The sequence below is a fragment of the Streptomyces sp. NPDC096012 genome, assembly GCF_040426375.1.
Classification (GTDB): Bacteria; Actinomycetota; Actinomycetes; order Streptomycetales; family Streptomycetaceae; genus Streptomyces.
Genome location: NZ_JBEOTD010000035.1, coordinates 1 through 19,106 on the forward strand (window position 1 = coordinate 1; position 19,106 = coordinate 19,106).

The 19,106-nt window shown below is 72.7% G+C and carries 18 protein-coding genes and 1 pseudogene; 7 read left to right on the forward strand and 12 right to left on the reverse strand.

Going from position 1 to position 19,106, the window contains the following annotated elements; genetic code table 11:
- The first annotated feature begins 135 nt into the window (after window positions 1-135).
- The 3 genes from gnd (at window position 136) to ABVB68_RS27975 (ending at window position 2,760) form a co-directional block, all read left to right on the forward strand.
- On the forward strand, window positions 136-1,014 hold the full coding sequence (gene gnd / locus ABVB68_RS27965) for a phosphogluconate dehydrogenase (NAD(+)-dependent, decarboxylating) (RefSeq protein WP_353603930.1): 879 nt from the start codon (window positions 136-138) through the stop codon (window positions 1,012-1,014).
- A gap of 6 nt (window positions 1,015-1,020) precedes the next feature.
- Complete coding sequence (locus ABVB68_RS27970; protein WP_353603931.1) at window positions 1,021-1,614, forward strand: histidine phosphatase family protein; 594 nt, start codon at window positions 1,021-1,023, stop codon at window positions 1,612-1,614.
- Between the two features lie 480 nt (window positions 1,615-2,094).
- Window positions 2,095-2,760: a TetR/AcrR family transcriptional regulator gene (locus ABVB68_RS27975; RefSeq protein WP_353603932.1), complete on the forward strand. Its 666-nt coding sequence runs from the start codon at window positions 2,095-2,097 to the stop codon at window positions 2,758-2,760.
- Between the two features lie 200 nt (window positions 2,761-2,960).
- On the opposite strand, the gene ABVB68_RS27980 is transcribed toward ABVB68_RS27975, so the two are convergent.
- Window positions 2,961-3,548: an LmrA/YxaF family transcription factor gene (locus ABVB68_RS27980; RefSeq protein ID WP_353603933.1), complete on the reverse strand. Its 588-nt coding sequence runs from the start codon at window positions 3,546-3,548 to the stop codon at window positions 2,961-2,963.
- 101 nt (window positions 3,549-3,649) lie between these two features.
- Here ABVB68_RS27980 and ABVB68_RS27985 point away from each other — a divergent pair, with 101 nt between their 5' ends.
- Window positions 3,650-4,582, forward strand: a complete 933-nt coding sequence (locus tag ABVB68_RS27985) for an NAD(P)-dependent oxidoreductase (protein WP_353603934.1) — start codon at window positions 3,650-3,652, stop codon at window positions 4,580-4,582.
- A 124-nt stretch (window positions 4,583-4,706) separates the two neighbouring features.
- On the opposite strand, the gene ABVB68_RS27990 is transcribed toward ABVB68_RS27985, so the two are convergent.
- Window positions 4,707-5,144, reverse strand: coding sequence for a PPOX class F420-dependent oxidoreductase (locus ABVB68_RS27990; RefSeq protein ID WP_353603935.1), 438 nt, complete (start codon window positions 5,142-5,144; stop codon window positions 4,707-4,709).
- A 136-nt stretch (window positions 5,145-5,280) separates the two neighbouring features.
- On the opposite strand from ABVB68_RS27990, the gene ABVB68_RS27995 reads away from it, so the two are divergent.
- Entirely contained in the window at window positions 5,281-6,504 is a 1,224-nt protein-coding gene (locus ABVB68_RS27995) for a serine hydrolase domain-containing protein (RefSeq protein ID WP_353603936.1), read from the forward strand.
- Between the two features lie 129 nt (window positions 6,505-6,633).
- Here the strand turns inward: ABVB68_RS27995 and ribA are convergent, their stop codons facing one another.
- A complete protein-coding gene (gene ribA, locus ABVB68_RS28000) occupies window positions 6,634-7,293 on the reverse strand; it encodes a GTP cyclohydrolase II (RefSeq protein ID WP_353603937.1) in 660 nt (219 codons plus the stop codon).
- Between the two features lie 38 nt (window positions 7,294-7,331).
- On the opposite strand from ribA, the pseudogene ABVB68_RS28005 reads away from it, so the two are divergent.
- Window positions 7,332-7,994 (forward strand): annotated as a pseudogene (locus ABVB68_RS28005) (creatininase family protein); the annotation flags it as partial.
- On the opposite strand, the gene ABVB68_RS37010 reads toward ABVB68_RS28005, so the two are convergent.
- From ABVB68_RS37010 to ABVB68_RS28030, 5 genes are all read right to left on the reverse strand, one after another.
- Window positions 7,967-9,133 carry a lysylphosphatidylglycerol synthase transmembrane domain-containing protein gene (locus tag ABVB68_RS37010; protein WP_503006296.1) on the reverse strand — a complete coding sequence of 389 codons (1,167 nt, stop codon included), beginning with the start codon at window positions 9,131-9,133 and terminating at the stop codon, window positions 7,967-7,969. The pseudogene ABVB68_RS28005 and the gene ABVB68_RS37010 sit on opposite strands and share 28 nt — an antisense overlap.
- On the reverse strand, window positions 9,130-10,131 hold the full coding sequence (locus ABVB68_RS28015) for a trans-aconitate methyltransferase (RefSeq protein WP_353603997.1): 1,002 nt from the start codon (window positions 10,129-10,131) through the stop codon (window positions 9,130-9,132). The genes ABVB68_RS37010 and ABVB68_RS28015 overlap by 4 nt, the downstream gene beginning before the upstream one ends.
- Before the next feature lie 164 nt (window positions 10,132-10,295).
- Window positions 10,296-11,588: a glycosyltransferase family 4 protein gene (locus ABVB68_RS28020; protein ID WP_353603998.1), complete on the reverse strand. Its 1,293-nt coding sequence runs from the start codon at window positions 11,586-11,588 to the stop codon at window positions 10,296-10,298.
- 239 nt (window positions 11,589-11,827) lie between these two features.
- A complete protein-coding gene (locus ABVB68_RS28025) occupies window positions 11,828-12,226 on the reverse strand; it encodes a 6-pyruvoyl trahydropterin synthase family protein (protein ID WP_353603939.1) in 399 nt (132 codons plus the stop codon).
- 111 nt (window positions 12,227-12,337) lie between these two features.
- The gene (locus ABVB68_RS28030) at window positions 12,338-13,327 is read right to left on the reverse strand and encodes a zinc-dependent alcohol dehydrogenase (RefSeq protein ID WP_353603940.1); all 990 of its coding nucleotides are present in this window, start codon (window positions 13,325-13,327) and stop codon (window positions 12,338-12,340) included.
- Between the two features lie 107 nt (window positions 13,328-13,434).
- Here ABVB68_RS28030 and ABVB68_RS28035 point away from each other — a divergent pair, with 107 nt between their 5' ends.
- Window positions 13,435-14,196, forward strand: coding sequence for a CDP-alcohol phosphatidyltransferase family protein (locus tag ABVB68_RS28035; RefSeq protein ID WP_353603941.1), 762 nt, complete (start codon window positions 13,435-13,437; stop codon window positions 14,194-14,196).
- Between the two features lie 75 nt (window positions 14,197-14,271).
- Here ABVB68_RS28035 and ABVB68_RS28040 read toward each other — a convergent pair whose 3' ends face one another.
- From ABVB68_RS28040 to ABVB68_RS28055, 4 genes are all read right to left on the reverse strand, one after another.
- Entirely contained in the window at window positions 14,272-14,985 is a 714-nt protein-coding gene (locus tag ABVB68_RS28040) for a YcnI family copper-binding membrane protein (RefSeq protein ID WP_353603942.1), read from the reverse strand.
- Window positions 14,943-15,716, reverse strand: a complete 774-nt coding sequence (locus ABVB68_RS28045; protein WP_353603943.1) for a hypothetical protein — start codon at window positions 15,714-15,716, stop codon at window positions 14,943-14,945. The genes ABVB68_RS28040 and ABVB68_RS28045 overlap by 43 nt, the downstream gene beginning before the upstream one ends.
- 490 nt (window positions 15,717-16,206) lie before the next feature.
- Window positions 16,207-16,830 (reverse strand): hypothetical protein, encoded by a 624-nt coding sequence (locus ABVB68_RS28050; protein ID WP_353603944.1) that lies wholly within the window; start codon window positions 16,828-16,830, stop codon window positions 16,207-16,209.
- A 6-nt stretch (window positions 16,831-16,836) separates the two neighbouring features.
- Window positions 16,837-19,098, reverse strand: coding sequence for a DUF6571 family protein (locus tag ABVB68_RS28055; RefSeq protein WP_353603945.1), 2,262 nt, complete (start codon window positions 19,096-19,098; stop codon window positions 16,837-16,839).
- Window positions 19,099-19,106: the final 8 nt, after the last annotated feature.

Sequence of the window (19,106 nt, forward strand, 5' to 3'; positions counted from 1 at the left end):
ACTCGGCAAGGTCCTCGCCAAGCGCGTCGAACCGGCCCTCACCGAGGGCACCGACGTACCCGGCCTCGACCCGTCGACCAAGGCCCTCGTCGCCGCCTACCGCACTCTCAAGAACGCCTAGGGAAGTGAACTGACATGCAGCTTGGTCTCATCGGTCTCGGCAAGATGGGCGGCAACATGCGCGAGCGGATCCGCCGCGCCGGCCACACCGTCATCGGCTACGACCGCAACCCCGAGGTCTCCGACGTCAAGAGCCTCGCCGAACTGGTCGAGAAGCTCGACGCGCCCCGCCATGTGTGGGTGATGGTCCCGGCGGGCACCGCCACCCAGACCGTCATCGACGAGCTGGGCGACCTGCTGGAGCCCGGCGACACCGTGATCGACGGCGGCAACTCCCGCTGGACGGACGACGAGAAGCACGCCGCCGCCCTGGCCATCAAGGGCATCGGCTTCGTCGACGCCGGAGTCTCCGGTGGCGTGTGGGGCCTGAAGAACGGCTACGCGCTCATGGTCGGCGGCGACAAGGAGCACGTGGACCGGCTGCAGCCGATCTTCGAGGCCCTCAAGCCGGACGGCCCGTACGGCTACGTCCACGCGGGCCGGGTCGGCGCCGGGCACTTCTCGAAGATGGTCCACAACGGCATCGAGTACGCGATGATGCAGGCCTACGCCGAGGGCTGGGAGCTGCTGGACAAGGTGCACTCGGTGGAGAACGTCCGCGAGGTGTTCCGCTCCTGGCAGGAGGGCACGGTCATCCGCTCCTGGCTGCTGGACCTCGCGGTGAACGCCCTCGACGAGGACGAGCACCTGACGCAGCTGCGCGGCTACGCGGAGGACTCCGGCGAGGGCCGCTGGACCGTCGAGGCGGCCCTCGACAACGCGGTGCCGCTCCCGGCGATCACCGCCGCCCTGTTCGCCCGGTTCGCCTCCCGGCAGGACGACTCGCCGCAGATGAAGATGATCGCGGCGCTGCGCAACCAGTTCGGCGGCCACGCGATCGAGAAGACGGGCTGATCCGCCGTGGGGGACCTACTACTGGTCCGCCACGGTGAGACGGAGTGGAGCCGGTCGGGACAGCACACCAGCTGGACCGACCTGCCCCTGACCGAGCACGGCGAGGAACAGGCCAAGTCCCTCGCCCCGCTCCTCACCGGGCGGACCTACGCCCTGGCGCTGGCCAGCCCGCTGGGCCGCGCGATACGCACCGCCGAACTGGCGGGCGTACCGGGGGTCGGGCTCGAACCCGACCTGCGCGAATGGGACTACGGCGGCTACGAGGGCATCACCACCGCCGAGATCCACCGCGGCCGTCCGGGCTGGGACCTGTGGACCGACGGCGTGGCGCCCGGCCCGGCGGACCACCCGGGCGAGTCGCCCGCGGAGGTCGGCGCCCGCGCCGACCGGGTCCTCGCCCGCGTCGGCGACGCCCTGGCCGAGGACGCCGGTGACGTGGTCCTCGTCGCGCACGCCCACTTCCTGCGGGTGCTGACCGCCCGCCGGCTGGGCCTGCCGCCCGCCGAGGGCCGCCTCTTCCAACTGGCCACGGGCACGGTCAGCCGCCTCTCCACGGAGCACGGGCGGCCCGTGATAGCGGAGTGGAACCGGCAGCCGTAACGACGCCGCCGACGGCCCGGGTCGCCCTGCGCGGCCCGGGCCGTCGGCGTTTCCGGCGAGGCCCGGCGCGCCGGCCGCGGCGAACGGCCGCGGCCGTTCCGGTGGTCGGCGCGAACGCGGCGGCCGGGGTCGTTCCGGCGACAGGTGCGACAGGTCCGACCGGACCGGCGGCCCCGTCGTTCCGGCGACAGGTGCGACGGCCGCGACCGACGGCCCCGTCGTTCCGCCGGCCGATGCGACAGCCGCGACCGGCGGCTCCCGTCGTTCCGGCGGCCCATGCGCCGCGTGCACGACTGCCGTCGCCGGGCACGGCTGCCGTCGCCGGGCACCGCCCCGCGGCGGACGGCCGCCGGATGCGCCGACCGGGGCCCGGGGGCCGGGCAGCCGCCGGACACCGGGTGGGGCTGCTCGGACTGCTTCTACAATCACCGGCACGCGAACGCGCGTGCTCCGCGCGTCCCACGGCCCCGAAGGACATCGATGACGAGCGTCGGAGAACCCCCGCGCCCCGCGGGGCGTGCGCGTGACGCGGCCCGCACCAGGGCCGAGATCCTCGACGTGGCCACGCAGGAGTTCGCGCGGTCCGGTTACGACGGCGCCCGGGTCGACGAGATAGCGGCCCTCACCCGCACCACCAAGCGGATGATCTACTACTACTTCGGCGGCAAGGAGCAGTTGTTCACGGCCGTGCTGGAACGGGCGTACGAGGCGATCCGGGAGGCCGAGCAGGAACTGGACGTGGAGCACCTGGACCCGGTCGCGGCGATCCGGCACCTGGCGGAGCTGACCTTCGACCACCACGAGCGGCACCGGGACTTCATCCGCCTGGTCAGCATCGAGAACATCCACGGCGCCGAGCACATCGCGGCCTCCGAGAAGCTCGGGCGGATCGGCTCACCGGCCCTGGACGTGATCCGCCGCATCCTGGCCGCCGGACAGGAGTCCGGTCTGTTCACGGCCGGCGTCGACGCCGTCGACCTGCACGCGATGATCACTTCGTTCTGCTTCTTCCGGGTCGCCAACCGGCACACCTTCGGCGCCCTCTTCGGCCGGGACCTGGTGGCTCCGGCGCGGCGGGAGCACTACCGCACCATGCTCGGGGACATGGTGATCGCGTACCTGACGGCGGAACGCGCCGCCGGCTGACGGCCGGTCGGCCAAGGCGCCCGGGGAGGCGGCGCCGGCCCCGGAGCCGAAGTCCCGTCGGCCCGGCGGGAGCGACGGCGGCCGGCTCCTGCGCACCTCGAGCCGGCCCGGCACGTCACCCCTCGGCCCCCGGGGGGCGGATCGGCGAGGCCCGCGAGACCGGCCGTGCGCGCGTCCGGGCCGGTCCGCCGACCGGAGCCCTAGGCCGCCGCCGAGTCCAGCAGGGGACCCAACTCCCGTACGACGGTGGTGAGCGGCCGTACGTCCTGTTCGGCGCGGGCGAGGATGATCGCGCCTTCGAGGGCACTGATCATCAGCGTGGCCAGGGACTCCGCTCTGGCCGCCGGGACTCCCATGCCGGTGAGTGCCTCGGCGAGCGGGCCCCGCCAGGTCGCGAACGCGTCGGCCACCGCCTCGCGGGTCGAGGTGCCGGCCGACACGCGGTCGACGGTGGCCGCGGCGACCGGGCAGCCGGTGGCGAAGCCGTCCGCCGCGTACTCGTCGGTCCACTGCGTGACCATCGCCGCGAAGAGGGCGCTCGGCATCGGCTCGTCCAGCCCCGCCACGAAGCGTGCGATCCGCTTTCCCGCGTACCGGCCGGCCCAGGTGACGGCCTCGGAGACCAGCTGTTCCTTGCCGCCGGGGAAGTAGTGCTGGAGGGAGCCGCGCGGTGCGGCGGCATGTGCGGCGACCTCGCGCATGCCCGTGGCGCCGACGCCGTCGCGGCGGATGAGCTGGGCCGCGCTGAAGACCATCCGTTCCCGCGGTCCCCGCCGCGCCTCGGCCATGGCCGACCTCCGTTCCTCACCCCTCACTCTATGACCGGCGTCATAGCGGGCGCTACTATGACCACTGTCATAGTCGGCTGGCGGTGTGAAGGGCGGCCCCCGTGTACGTCGGTTTCGTCGGGCTCGGAGTGATGGGCCGGCCCATGGCGCTGCGCCTGGCGGCCGCCGGAGTCCCGCTGGTGGTGTGGAACCGGACCCCGGAACGCGCGGAGCCGCTGCGGGCGGCCGGGGCGGAGGTGGCCGACGGCGTCGGCGAGGTGTTCGCACGGGCGGACGTGGTGCTGCTGATGCTCGCCGACGAGGCCGCGACGGACACGGTCCTCGGCCGCGGCACCCCCGCCCTCGCCGCACGGGTGGCCGGGCGGACCGTCGTCCACATGGGCACGACCTCCCCCGAGTACTCCCGGGCCCTGCAGGACGACGTCCGCGCCGCCGGCGGCCGGTATGTCGAGGCGCCCGTCTCCGGCTCCCGGGTCCCGGCGGAACAGGGGCAGCTGGTGGCCATGCTCGCCGGCGAGGAGGCGGCCGTCGACGCCGTACGGCCGCTGCTCGCGCCGATGTGCCGGGAGACGTTCGTGTGCGGTCCAGCGCCCGGCGCCCTGCTCATGAAGCTCTCGGTGAACCTCTTCCTGATCACTCTGGTGACCGGTCTCGCGGAGGCGTTCCACTTCGCCGAGGGCCAGGGCCTGGACCGGCGGCTGTTCCTGGACGTCCTCGACGCGGGCCCGATGGCCAGCGGCGTCTCCCGGATGAAGGCGCCCAAGCTGCGCGAGCGGGACTTCGCGGTGCAGGCGGCCGCACTGGACGTGCTGAAGAACAACCGGCTCATCGCCGAGGCCGCGCGCGAGGCCCGCCTCGCCTCGCCGCTCCTGGACGTCTGCCACGGCCTCTTCGAGGAGACCGTGGCACGGGGGTACGGCGGCGAGGACATGGTCGCCGTACTGCGGGCGATCGAGGCGCGCACCGCGGACGCGCCCCAGCCCGCGGACGCGCCCCACCCGGTAGCCCCGGGTCGGCGTCTCGGGGCCCTGTAGCCCGTGCCCCAGAGGCAACGTCTCGGGGCCCGGCAGCCGGTGGCCCCGGATCAGCGTCTCGGGGCGCTGTAGCAGGTGGCCCAGGGGCAGCGTCTCGGGGCGCCGACGCGCCGTAGGCGGCCGTTCAGCGTCTCGGGGCGCCGTAGACCCGCTCCACGGGCAGGCGCACCACCAGACGGCGGTCGCGGACCATCGCGGCCCGGTAGTCGTCCCAGTCCGGGTGTTCGCCGAGCACGTCCCGGTAGAGCCGGACCAGTTCCTCCACCGTCTCGTCGTGCGGGTCGGCGGCGACCGGCGACAGCTCGGCCGTGCCCTCCGCGACGGTGTACGCCCAGCGGTCGGCGCTGGTGACGTGGTACGAGGCACGGGGGTCGCGGCGCAGGTTGCGGGTCTTGGCGCGGTCGTCGGTGACCGAGATCCGGATGATCCGCTCGTCCGGGTAGTAGGCGTGGCTGACGTTGGACAGCTGGGGCCGGCCGTCGCGCTTGAGGGTGACCAGCACCCCGCCGTGGCCGTCGGCGAGCAGATCGAGCAGCGCGTCCTGTACGGAGTCCTGAGTCATGACTGGGTCAACCCGTCGCGCGCGGCACCGCATTCCCGCAAGCGCCCGGCCGTTTTCCCGCCCGCGACGACGGTCGCGTGCGAGCCTGCCGGGGCAGAGGGAAAGCACCGCGTACCACGCCGAGCGGAGGAGAGCGATGGGACAGCTGCGACAGGAAACCGACCCGGGCGAGGCGGGGCTGGACGCGAGGGCGCTGGACCGCCTGGACCGGCACTTCGCCCGCCATGTCGACGAGGGACGGCTGCCCGGCTTCCTGCTGTCCGTGGCCCGCGGCGGCCGGGTCGCCCACCTCACCACGTACGGACTGCGGGACACGGCCGCCGGACTGCCGGTCGGCCCGGACACGCTGTGGCGGATCTACTCGATGACCAAGCCGGTGACCGCGGTCGCGGTCCTGATGCTGGTGGAGGAGGGCCGGCTGGCCCTGGACGATCCGCTCGACCGCCATCTGCCGGAGTTCGCCGAACCGCGTGTGTACGAGAGCGGTTCGGGCACCGGCGTCCGCACCCGCCCCGCCGCCGGCCCCCTCCTGATCCGGCATCTGCTCACCCACACGGCGGGCCTGACCTTCGGCTTCTACTACAGACACCCGGTGGACGCCCTGTACCGCGAGGCGGGTCTGGAGTACTCGGTGCCGCCCGGCGCCGGGCTGGCCGAGACGGTCGAGCTGTACGCGCGGATGCCGCTGCAGTTCGACCCGGGCACGCAGTGGAACTACTCGGTCGCCTCCAACGTGCTGGGCAGGGTCGTCGAGGTGGTCTCCGGACGGCCGCTGGACGCGTTCTTCGCCGAGCGCATCCTCGGACCGCTCGGCATGACCGACACCGGCTTCCACGTCGTGCCCGAACAGGAGGGCCGGCTGGCCGAGTTGTACGGCGAGAAGGAGGGCGGCGGGATCGAGCCGGTGCCGGGGCTGCCGGTGCGCGGCCGGCCGCGGTTCCTGTCCGGCAGCGGCGGTCTGGTCTCCTCGGCCCCCGACTTCCACCGCTTCATGGAGATGCTGCGCCGGGGCGGTGAGCTGGACGGCACCCGGCTGCTGTCCGCCGACACCGTGGCCCTGATGACCCGCAACCAGCTGCCCGGCGCGGCGATCCTGCGCGACTTCGGCGCGCCCGGCCACCAGGAGCCCGGAAACGACGGCCTCGGCTTCGGCTTCAACGTCTCGGTCGTGGTCGACCCCTCCCGCACCCTGGCCCCGTCGAGCCCGGGCACCTACGGCTGGACCGGGGCGGCCTCCACCGCGTTCTGGGTCGACCCGCGCCACGACCTCACCGTGCAGTTCATGACCCAGGTCCGCCCGAAGACCCTGAAGCTCTTCCCGGACCTGCGGCGGCTGGTGCACGAGGCCCTGCCTGACTGATCACGCCCCATGCCCCGTCCGCCCGTCTCGGACCGGAACGGCCCGTTTCCGAGGGGAAGTTCGGCCGGGCGCCCGCGGGCGGCGGGGTGTGCGCCCGGCGCCCGGGGCGGCGAGGCGGGGGCCGGCGCGTCAGGAGCCGTGGGCCACGGCGTCGAGGTGGGGCAGGTGGTGGTCCATCCGCTCCCGCTTGGTGCGGAGGTAGGTGATGTTGCTCTCGCACGGCTCGATCAGCAGCGGCACCTGCTCGGCGACCTGGATGCCGTGCCGGAGCAGCGCCTCACGCTTGCGCGGGTTGTTCGACATCAGCCGTACCGAGCGCACCCCGAGGTCGTGCAGGATCTCGGCGGCGACGCCGTAGTCGCGGGCGTCGACGGGCAGGCCGAGCGCCAGGTTCGCCTCGACGGTGTCCAGGCCCTCCGCCTGCAGGGCCATCGCCCGCAGCTTGGCGAGCAGCCCGATGCCGCGGCCCTCGTGGCCCCTCAAGTAGACGACGACGCCGCTGCCTTCGGCGACCACCGCGCGCATCGCCGAGGCCAGCTGGTCGCCGCACTCGCAGTGCTGCGAGCCGAACGCGTCCCCGGTCAGGCATTCCGAGTGCAGCCGGACCAGGACGTTCTCGGCGCCGATCTCGCCGTGGACGAGGGCGACTTGCTCGTCACCGCGGTCGTGGTCCAGGTAGCCGATCGCCTGGAATTTCCCGTACACCGTGGGCAGCGGTGTATTCACGACGCGTTCCGCACCAGAACGCCGCGGGGACTTCTGGCCGAGTGCGCCGATGTTTTCTGTCATGATCTGATTCCTAAGCAGAGACGAAAGGCCTTGAAGAGATGAGTGATCCGGGCGCGCGAGCGGCGGCATCATACGGTGTGGTGCCGACGGACACCACGGAGGATGTACGGGCGCGGGGGGCGGGCGGTTCACCACAGGTCGCCGTCCTGCCCGTGGGCAGCTTCGAACAGCACGGACCCTGCCTGCCGTTGGCGACCGACACGCTGATCGCCTGTTCCGTGGCGCGGGAGATCGCCGCCGCATACCCCGTGCACCTCCTTCCGCCGGTGACGGTCTCCTGCTCGCACGAGCACGCGGCCTGGCCGGGGACCGTCAGCATCTCCGCCGTGACCCTGCACGCCGTGGTCCGGGACATCGCGGCGTCCCTGCGCCGCTCGGGCGTCGAGGCGCTCGTCGTGGTGAACGGGCACGGCGGCAACTACGTACTGGGCAACGTCGTCCAGGAGGCCTCCGCGCGCGGCGAGCGGATGGCGCTGTTCCCGGCCGCCGAGGACTGGGAGGCGGCGCGGGAACGGGCCGAAGTGCTGACCTCCCTGCTCACCGACATGCACGCGGGAGAAATCGAGACGTCCATTCTGCTGCACGCTCACCCCGAATTCGTCCGACCCGGTTACGAGTCCACCGATTTCACCGCCGACGACCGCCGGCATCTGCTCACCGTGGGAATGTCCGGCTATACCGAATCGGGTGTCATCGGCCGTCCTTCCCTCGGTTCGGCGGAAAAGGGGAAGGAACTGCTGGCGAGCCTCGTCGAATCCTTCGAGCCGTATTTCGCGTCGGTCACCTCGCCCGCCGCAGGCGGGTAGCCGCTCGCGGGGACGCGACCGGGGTCCGTCGCCGCGGCCCCGGTCCGCAGGCCCGCGTACCAGCGGGCGACCAGGACGACGGCACCGGGCAGGCTCGCCACCAGGCTGAGCACGCCGTACACGACGGCGACGGCGACCCCGGTGCTCGCGCCCAGGCCCGCGGCGCCGAACGCCCAGGCGGTGACGCCCTCGCGGGGACCGAAGCCGCCGACGTTCAGCGGCAGTCCCATGGCCACGAGGGCGAGTACCGCGAGCGGGATCAGCACCGCGGCCGGCGCGGCGGAACCGGCGACGCGGGCCGCGACCACGAACATCGCGAGGTGGCCGGCGAGGACCACGGCGGAGGACAGCGCGATGCCCGGGCCGCCCTGCCGGGACAGCAGGCCCTGCCGGGTCTCGCGCACCATGGCGCGCAGCGCGCCGCCGCGGCGCGCGGGCGCGCGGTTCATCCGGACGGCGAGGACGACGGCGAGCGCGCCGACGGCCGCGAGGAGTGCCGGCGGGGCGAAGTCACGGGTCTGCGCACGCACCGGCGACGGCAGGGTGAGCAGTACGGCCGCGCCGACGACGGTCAGCGCCAGCTGTCCGGCGACCCGTTCCAGCACGACCGCCTTCACCCCGCGCCGAAGGTCGCCGGCGCTCTGCCCGTGCCGTACCGCGCGGTGCACGTCGCCGAGGATCCCGCCGGGCAGGACCGCGTTCAGGAACAGCGCCCGGTAGTAGTCGGCGACGGCGGCGCCCAGCGGCAGCCGGATGCCCAGGCCGCGGGCCACGAGCTGCCAGCGCCAGGCGCTGGACACGGTGGTCACCGCGCCGATCCCCAGCGCGACGAGCACCGTCACGGTGTCGATGCGCCGGAGCCCGTCGAGGAGCGCGCCGGTGCCGAGCCGCCACATCAGCGCGGCGAGGATGGCCACACCGACGGCGGTACCCACGTGGGTGCGCAGCGCACGGGAGTCGAGGCGGCGTCGGGCGGCGGGCCGCGCCGGTCCGGCCGGCGGGGCCCAGGTCGCCGTCGCCGCCCGCGCGTTCACGACGTGCCTCCGGCCGCCCCGGGCAGTGCCAGCAGGTCACTGTGGTGGACGACGGCCCGCAGCTCACCGGCCGCGCAGGCGGCCAGCCGGTCGCGCAGGTAGCGGTCGGCGCGCTCGCGCAGCTCCGGCCGCTGCTCGACGGCGGCGCCCACCCAGCCCCGCAGCCACTGCTCGGTCAGGGCGGCCTGGTCCGGACCGAGCAGCCACGGGCTCGCCGCCACCCGCACCGTCGCGCCGCGCTCCTCGAACGCCTCGCACGTCACGGCGACCGCGTCCGGGCCGAGCAGCCCGTTGCGGCGCTGGTGGGCGTTGAACGCCTCGGCGATCTCGGTGTCCAGCGGATCGGGCGGGGTCAGCTCGACGCGTCCGGCGACGGACAGCGTGAGCAGCGCGGCGCAGCCGGCTCCCGTACAGGCGTCGGCGAGGGCGCCGACCTCCTCCCGGGTGAGTACGTCGAGCAGCGCGGACGCGGTCACCAGCGAGGCGCCGGCGAGCGCGTCCGGGGTCAGCCGGCCCACGTCGCCGCGGCGCGTCTCGACCGTCACGTGGCTGCCGTCGGCGGCGGAGCGGGGGGCGGCCACGGCGGCGAAGTGCAGCAAGTAGGGGTCGCGGTCGTGCAGCACCCAGTGCTGGGCGCCGTCCAGACGGGGCGCCAGCCAGCGGCCCATCGACCCGGTGCCGCAGCCCAGGTCGTGCACGACCAGTCCGGCCGGCCGGTCCGGCGGGCCGGCCGGCCGGTTCCGCAGCGGCTCCAGCAACTCCTCCGCGCGGGCGGCCGCGTCGGCACCCTGCCGCAACTGCAGCCACTCGGGCGCGTACCGCGGCGGCTCCTCGGTGTCGCCGTCCCGCAGCCGTACGGTGGCCCGCTCCCCGGGCCGCCCGACCGGCCCCGCGCCGGCGACGATCCCGGCGGCACCGGACGCGCCGGACTCCCCGGACCGAGGGTCCGGGGCGGCCGAGGTGCCGGTGGGGCGTGCGTTCGGGTCGTGGGGCGGCATGCGGGTCTCCGCTTCGTCGGCGCTCTCGGTCACCCGGGTGGCCCGGGGCTCGTTCTCGGCGCGTGTCACGGACTCCGCCTCGCTCGGCCCGGGCCGCGCCGGGGTCGGCGACTTCGGTCCCGGCACGGCCGCAAGCGGTCCGGCCGGTGCGGTCTTCGGGGTGCTCATGCCGCCCTCTTCGGTGCTTCGGGGAGTCGTCCGAGGACTCCGGCCAGGCTGCGGGCGGTGGTGGCCCAGCCGTCGAGCGCGGCGCGCCGGCCGCGGGCGGCGGCCTTCAGCCTGCGGCGCACGTCGGGCTCGCCGAACCAGCCGCGCAGTTCGGCCGCGAGCGCCGCGGGGTCCTCCGGCGGGACCAGGATGCCGGGCACTCCCCCGTCGGGGGCGCGGCCGACCGCCTCGGGCAGGCCCCCGACGTCGGTGGCGAGGACGGGGATGCCACGGGCGAGCGCCTCGGTCACCGCCATGCCGTAGGTCTCGGCGTAGGAGGTGAGGACCGCCAGGTCGGCGGCGGCGTAGGCGGCGTCCAGGTCGGTGCCGGAGCGCGGGCCGGTGAGCCGCAGGCGGCCGGCGAGGCCGTACCGGTCGATGAGGGTGCGCAGATGGGCCACGTACTCGGGGTCGTGACCGAGGCCGCCGACGCACTCGCAGGTCCACGGCAGGTCCCGCACCGTCGCGAGCGCCTCCACCAGCCGGTGCTGGCCCTTGCGCGGGGTGACCGCGGCGACGCACAACAGGCGGGAGACGCCGTCGGTGCCGGGTGCGAGGGGCGCGATGTCCGCGCCGGGCGCCGCCACGTGCACCCGGTCGGGGGCGAGTCCGTGGTGGGAGACCAGCCGGCGCACCGCCCAGTCGCTGGTCGCGATCACGGCGGGCGCCGCTCGCAGGACCGCGCGCTCACGGCTGTCCAGGTCGGCCGCGACGGCCGCGTCCAGGCCGGTCTCGGCGCCGAGCGGCAGATGGACGAGCACCGCGAGCCGCAGCCGTGCGGCCTCGGGGACGACGATCTCCGGTACGCCGCAGGCGACCAGCCCGTCGAGCAGGACGACCGCGTCGTCCGGCAGTTCGCGCAGGGTGCGGGCGAGTCCGTCCAGGGCGGCCCGGTCGGGGCGCGGCCAGGTGCCGGGCGCGGCGTGCCGGGTGACCTGCCAGCCGAAGCCGGGCAGGTCCAGGCAGACCCGGCGGTCGTAGGCGTTGCCGCCGCTGGGCGCCGACGGGTCGTCGACCCCGCCCGGCATGACGAAGTGCACGGTGCGCAGGGACATGGCGACGATTCCGGCGTTCTCGGCGGTGGCGCCGGCCTGCGCGGGCACGTAGGCGAGACGGGCCCGCTCCACGGTGTCCCGGCCCGGCGCGGCGAGGTCGGAGTGGTCCACGCCCGGGGCGGCGCGTCCCACGGTCGGCTCGGTGAGGCGTACTGCGGCCACGGCGGACGGTCCCACGGGGGCGGGGTATCCCATGACGAAACCGGGCGAACCCGCGGCCGGGGCGGACGGTCCGGTGTCCGCGCCCGACGATCCCGCCGCAGCTCCGGACGGCCCCGGCGCCGAGCCGGACGTCGCCTCGGCCGGGGCGGACGGTTCCCCGGTGAGGCCGTTGCCGCCCTCGCGGCCGGTGCCGTTTCCGTTGCCGTTGACGCCGATCCGGCCGCGGCCGTCGGTACCGGTGCTGCGGCCGGTGCTCGCCAGGGTCACCTCGGTCACAGGTCACGCTCGTAACTCGCCCAGGCGATGTGCGACTCGTGCAGGGAGACCGTGATCCCCGCCAGGCCCTTGGCGCCCTCGCCGAGGGCGCCCTTGTGGACGCGTTCGGCGAGCCGGTCGGCGATGACCTTGGCGAGGAACTCGGTGGACGTGTTGATCCCGGCGAACTCGGGCTCGTCGTCGAGGTTGCGGTAGTTCAACTCGGCGACGACCGCGCCCAGTTCCTGCGTGGCCAGACCGATGTCGACCACGATGTTGTCCTCGTCCAGCTGCCGGCGGCGGAATGTCGCGTCCACGAGGAAAGTGGCGCCGTGCAGTCGCTGCGCGGGTCCGAAGACCTCGCCGCGGAAGCTGTGGGCGATCATGATGTGATCGCGGACGGTGATGCTGAACAACGGACGACCCTCCAGGTGCGGCGCGTCTGGTCCCCCGGCCTTTGCCCGCCGGGGGATGCCGTGTAGTACGGCTCTTCGCTTCCCCGTGTTCAGCCCTCCCTCACTCTTTTCTCAGGTCAGGCCCGTCCCGGCGTACCGCACCCGGTGGCACAGGGCCGGGATCTCACCCGAGGCCAGCTTCGGCATGACGGCCGGGAGCTCCTCGAAGGCGCTCTCCCCCGTGACGAGCGCGTCCAGCGCCGGGTCGGCGAGCAGGTCGAGGGCGAGGGCCATGCGGTCGGCGTAGGTGCGTCCGGCGCGGGCGGCCGGGGAGACGGTTCCGACCTGGCTGCTGCGCAGTGCGAGCCGGCGGGAGTGGAAGGCCTCGCCGAGCGGCAGGCTGACGTGCCGGTCGCCGTACCAGCTCAGTTCCACGACCGTGCCCTCGGGCGCGAGGAGTTGCAGGGCGCGGGAGAGGCCGGCCTCGGTGGCGCTGGCGTGCACGACGAGGTCGCAGTCGCCGAGGGCGTCCCCGGGCGCGGCGAAGTCGACGCCGAGCGCCTCGGCCGTCCCGGCGCGGGCCGGGTCGGCGTCGACGAGTTGCAGCCGTACGCCGGGGAACCGGGCGAGCAGCGCGGCCACCGAGCAGCCGACCATGCCGCCGCCCACCACCGCGATCCGGTCGCCGATCAGCGGCGCCGCGTCCCACAGGGCGTTCACGGCGGTCTCCACGGTGCCGGCCAGCACGGCCCGGGCGGCGGGCACCCGCTCGGGCACCACGGTCACGGCGCTCACCGGGACGACGTATCGGCTCTGGTGCGGATACAGGCAGAAGACCGTACGGCCGATCAGGCCGGCGGGGCCCTCCTCGACCACGCCGACGTTGAGGTAGCCGTACTTCACGGGGCCGGGGAAGTCGCCCTCCTGGAACGGCGCCCGCATCACGGCGTGCTGGCTGCCGGGGACGCCGCCGCGGAAGACGAGCGTCTCCGTGCCGCGGCTGACCCCGGAGTAGAGCGCGCGCACCACGACCTCGTCCGCGGCGGGCTCCGCGAGAGTGACGTCGCGCAGCTCGCCCTGGCCGGGTGAGCGCAGCCAGAACGCGCGGGCCGACCGGTTCATCGGCGTCCTCCTGAACGATCGGGAAGTTGTTCACGTACCGAGAAGTGCACAGGCCGCGCACAGTACGCGGCCTTGATCGACTCTGTCACTCGGCCGGAGGATGTGCGGTGGCCCTGAACAACACGTACGACGCTAGGCTTCAGCAGGAGACCGCTGTGGGAGCGGGCGTGCAGATCCTGCTGCTGGCCCTGCTCGGCTCGGCGATCGGCCTCGGGCCGGCCGGCTGGCTGACGGGACTCGCCTTCGCGTTCGCCACCTGGGCGGTGCTCTCCCGCGCCCTGCACCGCTCCAGCCTCCGCGACTTCGGACCCGCGAACCGGGTCACGCTCGGCCGGGCCACCCTGGTCGGCGGGGTGACGGCGCTGGTCGCGGACTCGTTCCGGAGCACGCCGCCGGTGACGCTGCTGGTCGCCCTGACCGCCGTGGCGCTCCTCCTGGACGGCGTGGACGGCAAGGTGGCCCGCCGCACCGGCACCTCTTCCGCGCTGGGCGCCCGCTTCGACATGGAGGTGGACGCGTTCCTGATCCTGGTGCTGAGCGTGTACGTGTCGCTGGAACTGGGCCCGTGGGTGCTGCTGATCGGCGGCATGCGGTACGGCTTCGTCGCCGCGGCCCGGGTCGCCCCCTGGCTGAACGCCCCGCTGCCGCCGTCCTTCGCCCGCAAGACCGTCGCCGCGCTCCAGGGCGTCTGCCTGCTGGTGGCGGGCTCCGGGCTGTTGCCGTACCCGGCGGACCTCGGGATCGTGTCGTCGGCACTGGGCTCGCTGACCTGGTCCTTCGGCCGGGACGTGCTGTGGCTCCGGCGCAACTCCCGTATCCCGGTGCCGGCTCCGGCCGAGCCGAGGGTGCTGGAGCTGGCGGCGCGCTGAGCGGCACGCGCGAGGGCCCGGACCGCCGCCGATCGGTCCGGGCCCTTCCGTGTGGCTGCCGTGCCGGTCAGACGGTCACGTGCGTGCGCCGCCCCTGCTCCGTACGATCGCGAAGGCGGCGGCCGCCAGGCCGAGAGCGCCTACGACCAGTCCGGCGATGCCGAGCCCGCGCGCCGTGCCGTCACTGGCGGTGGCCGTCCCGGTGACGGCCGACTTGTCGGTGGCGGAGGCCGGGGTGGTGGCCGTGTCGCCGGCCGTCAGCTTCAGCACGGGCGCGGGGTTCTCGGGTTCGTCGCCGCCCGCCGGCACCTCGATCCAGCGGGCGACCTTGCCGTCGGAGTAGGTCTGCAGCGTCTTGAACGTCAACCGGCCGGTGTCGTCGGGCAGTTGCCCGAAAGCGACGTCGAAGTCCTCGTACTGCCCGGCGCCGATCCTCCCGCCGCTGAAGGTGATCTCGGAGGCCGCCTCGGTGATGGTGCCGTCGTCGGTCTTCACCGGCGTCTTGAGCTTGGTGATGGTGACCTTGGCGGTCCAGCCGTCCTGCGGATGGACCAGCACACCGACGACGGGGTGGTCGGTGGGCAGGAACACCTGCACCTTGGTGGTGGCGGCGCCGTCCTCCTCGTTCGGGACCCGGAAGGTCAGCACACCGTCGGTGGCTCCCCTGGCGTAGCTCTCGGGGTGGACGGTGACGTGCGCGGAGGCGACGCCGGCGGCGAGGACGACGGAGGTGGCGGCGACGGAGGCTACGGTCGCGGCGCGGCGCAGGGTGAGGCGTGGAGTGGACATGGGTGGGTCGATCTCCGTACGTGAGACGTGTGGTCCAGGGGTCGGGGCGAGTACGGGATCGGGGCCGGCGGGCCGCGCCGGTTCACCGTGTACCACAGCGGGGGCCGCCGTGGTGCGTCCGGGCGTGCGCGGAGGCGGGGTGCGCGGCCGCACGGGACGGGCAGCGAGGCATCACGCCACCAGGCGAGGAGCCCGGGCACGAACGCCGCGGCCCGGCGGATCAGTGCCCACAACGCGGCCTCACCTCGCCGCAGCCACCATGAGGCGGCCAGCGCGGCGAGCACGTGAGCGGCGGTGGCGTGGGCGGTGACGACGGGGTGAACGGCGGCGTGGGCTTGGATCACGTGCGGGAGGTGCGCGTGCGTGGCTTGCGTGGCGTGGGTCCGCAGGGTGTCCGTGGCGTTCACGTGCACGACGTTCATGCCGTCCGCATGGAGCATCGAGGTGGCGCGGAGCGCGCGGGCGGGACCCGCACCGCTGCGGTGGGCGGCGTCGAAGGCGAGGTGCAGGCCCGTCTGGGCGAGCAGCATGGCCGCGCCGATGCCGGGCAGCGACCGTTCCCGTCCACCCAGCGCCCAGCAGAGCCCGAACACGGCGAGGAAGCCGCCCGCACCGGTCCACAGCGGCGGCATCTCCCCCACGGCCAGTCCGTGCCCGGCGACGGCGAGCAGCAGACACACCGCGGCGAACACCGAGGCCCGAAGCCCTCTCACCGCCGGGGACGCGCTCATGGTCAGGGATCCTGCCACGGTCGGGTGGCACCGGGAGGAAGGACGGCTTGTTCAGTCACCGTCAGGTCGCGGCCAGACCTGTGCCGCCGAAACACCTGCCGTAACCGTGGTCGACCAGGCAGGGGACGCGTCCGCCACCCCGCCCGGCCTGAGCAGCGGACACGGTCTTCACCTGGCCGGACTGCCGGGACGCGACCGCGCGGTCAAACGCCGGGGGACAGGCTCTCGGAGCAACGGCTCCAGGCGGCCGTCCTCACCCGCAATGGTGGGCAGCAGACAGTTCGCGAGGCCGACGGCGTCACGGCAGGTCTACGGCTTCGCCGGATAGCATGCGAAATCACTGATGATCGCCCGTCGTTCACGGGACCGCCCGCCCATCGGCTCCAGTTACAAGACACTGGGCCGTCCGATCGGCGGCAGGGTCCAACCGTCGATGCGCTCGGTGACGATGCGGACGGGGGCGATGAGGGCACCTCTCGACCTCGTCCGCTCAGCCGAGCTGAGGAATGCCGTTCGGCAGGCTGTGCGCGCCGCCGCAATCCCACAATTCCCGTGCCTCCAGCCGCAAGGTGTCGGCGGCGAGCGAAGCCATTTTCTGGATCACCGCGCGGTCGGACGTCTTGTGATACGTGACATCGACCTCCACGACTGCCTTGCCCCGCCCCGAGGAACAGTCGGCGAAGAGGGAGGTGGTGTCCCCCTTGTGGAATCCTCCGGCCTTGCCAAGCCTGATCCGAGTGGCGCCTGCCGCACTCGCATCGCGGGCTACTTCCTTCATGGTGTAGTCCGCCCCGGAGTAGAGGCTGTGCTCGATCCTCACCGCCTTGCCGCCGCCGTACACCTTGCAGGTACCGGGCGCCTTTTTGGTGTACGGCTCCGCCGGGTTGAAGACACCGGTATGCCACTGCGAGAACTGCTTCCCCTTTTCCGGCAGGAGGGTCTTCACGTCAGCTCCGGGAAGGGCGTTGTCGCAGACACGCGCCGGTACAGCGACATCGGAATCCCCGGACGGCCACATCTGCCATGCCACCACTCCGACCACGGCGAGAACTACGACGGCGGCCAGAGCGATCCACAGGCCGAACCGGCGGTTCCGTACATCAGTCGCATTCATGAGCGGCTATTTCCCTGCTCTCTGTCGTCCCAGGCCGTAGGAATCCAGGATCTCCCGCCTGGCCGCCGTGGCCTGACTCTGCGCATTGGTGTCGTCGTAGCCGGCTTCCTTGGCCGCGGTGTACGTGGCGTCGTAGATGGCCTGCGCCGAGCTGGTCTGCTGCTGCTCGAGGAACGCGTCCCGGTCTTTCAGGGCCTCTTCACTCGAGTCCCTGGTGAAGTTCTCGACAACCGATTCCTGGATGTCCTCCACGACCCAGCCGGCCACCTCGCCGCCCACCGGAATCTTGCCGATACCCATTCCGATGATGCGTCCGGCCCATTTGTCCGCCGTCGCGACGCCTTCGTTGAACTTGGCATCGTCGGCGAGTTTCTCGTCTACGACCGCCTGTGTACGGGACTCCGCCATGATGCCGGCGATCTCGCCACCCGGATTGACGCGGTTGGCGATCTCCGGAGCCAACTCCTTGTACTTGTCGGCGTTGTGGAACGCGTCGTTGACGAGGTCCGTGGTCACCGACTCCTGGGAGGTGACGATGGCACCGTAGGCGTCGGGGTCCTTCCCGACCGCGCCGAGGAAGTTCTTCAACGCGCCGGGAGGGAGTCCCTCGGGATTGTCCGTGACATCGAGGTCCCCGAGATGTGCGCCGGCCCCGTGAGTCCCCACCACGGTCCCCCCGTTCCCCATGAACGCCGCCTGCACATCACGCATATAGTCCGCGGTGATGTGTCCGAGGCTGTCACGCAGGGGCGAATCGTCCAGGTCCTTGGGGTCGGTGCCGTAACGCTCCACGAGTTGGTGAAAGATGTCAGCCGCCTCCTTGGAGTGCGGCGGCGACACGGCGTCGCTTCCGTAAGGCAGACCGGTGGTCGCCGCCTCCAAGGCGTGACCGAGGGCGTCAGGACCATAACCCATGATCGTCTTGCTCTTGTCCTCGTCAGCGAAGATGTTCGCGCTGTTCGTATCCGCCGTCCACTCGAAGTCCTTGTCGGTGAGCAGGTCGACGTACGAGTCGAAGCCCAGCTTCCCGTCCTTCTTGAGCGTGCCGTCCTCGTTGTACGCGGTAGGCGGCTGGCTGAAGAACTTCTCCGCCGCCTCGGGGCTGTGCCCCAGCGCCTCAAGGACGCTGTTCAGTGGTTCGTTGCCCGTGCCGAGCCGGCCGGAGGGGTTGAAGCCGTACGTGTCCGGGTTGCCTGTCGGCTTGTTCGACAGGAAGAAGTAGGGGTCCTTCTTGTGGAGCTGGGTGATGTGCTCCGCGATGGGATTCAGGAACCGGGAGTCGTAGTTGCCGTAGCGCAGCAGGCCGCCGAGCACCTGATAACCGTACGGCTTGTTCCACTGACCCCGTTCCCACCCGATCTGCTGGGTGCCAAGACGCCGGAACTGCGTGCCCCACTCGTCGGAGAGATGGTATTTGTGGTCGGGATCCGTCGCGTTGGCGAGCGTGTACCCCATGACCTTCTGCAGGTCCTGTACCGCGTCCAACCGGGTCTTGCTCGCGTCGCCGCCCGTGCCGTCGATCGACATCGCGGCGTAGAACTGGAGCGTCTTCTCGGGCCCACCGAGTCCCTGGTAGAACTCGGTGGCGAACTCTCCGTCCTTCTCGGCAGAGTTGAAGCGCAGCAGCTGGTTGAGCTCGCGGAGTTCCGCGTCAGACATCTTGCCGCCTTTGCGTGCCAGTTCCAGGGCACGCTCGACCTCGGCGTCGTTGAGGGACTCGTACCTGCTGTGGCCCGCGTTGTACGGGTCGTTGCCATGGCTCTTGGCCAGTGCGCGGGCGACGGAGGCATCGATCTCGGCTGCATGAGCGAGGATCCGGTTGATCCGGTCCTCCAACTCCTGCCTGCTGTCGAGCTGATCCTGCGTGCGTTCGTCGGTGTCCCCGCGCGTGTGGGGGAAGAAGCAGCGGACCCTGCCGCCCCCGATGTCCTCGACACGAATGCCGAGCTTCGCGGCATCGTCGTGGACGGCGGTCTTCATCTGCTTCTGCAGCGACTCGAGCTCGGTGTGTCCGTCCTCGAGAACCTGGTAGATACTGTTGGCCTCGGTGTGGAGGTCGGAGATCTCCTTGGCCGTCTTGGCCACGAACTCCCTTGTCACCGTGGCGTTCACGCCGGCCCAGCGCGCGGAGTCCGACTTGCCCTGCATTCCCGTACGAGCGCTCTTCGCCGACTTCTTCAGCCCGTCGACGGCTTTCTTCCAGTCCGATACGGCGTTCGCGAGTCTGCCGAGGTCGACCTCAACGAGGTCCGTGAAAGTGAGAGCCACCAGCGGTT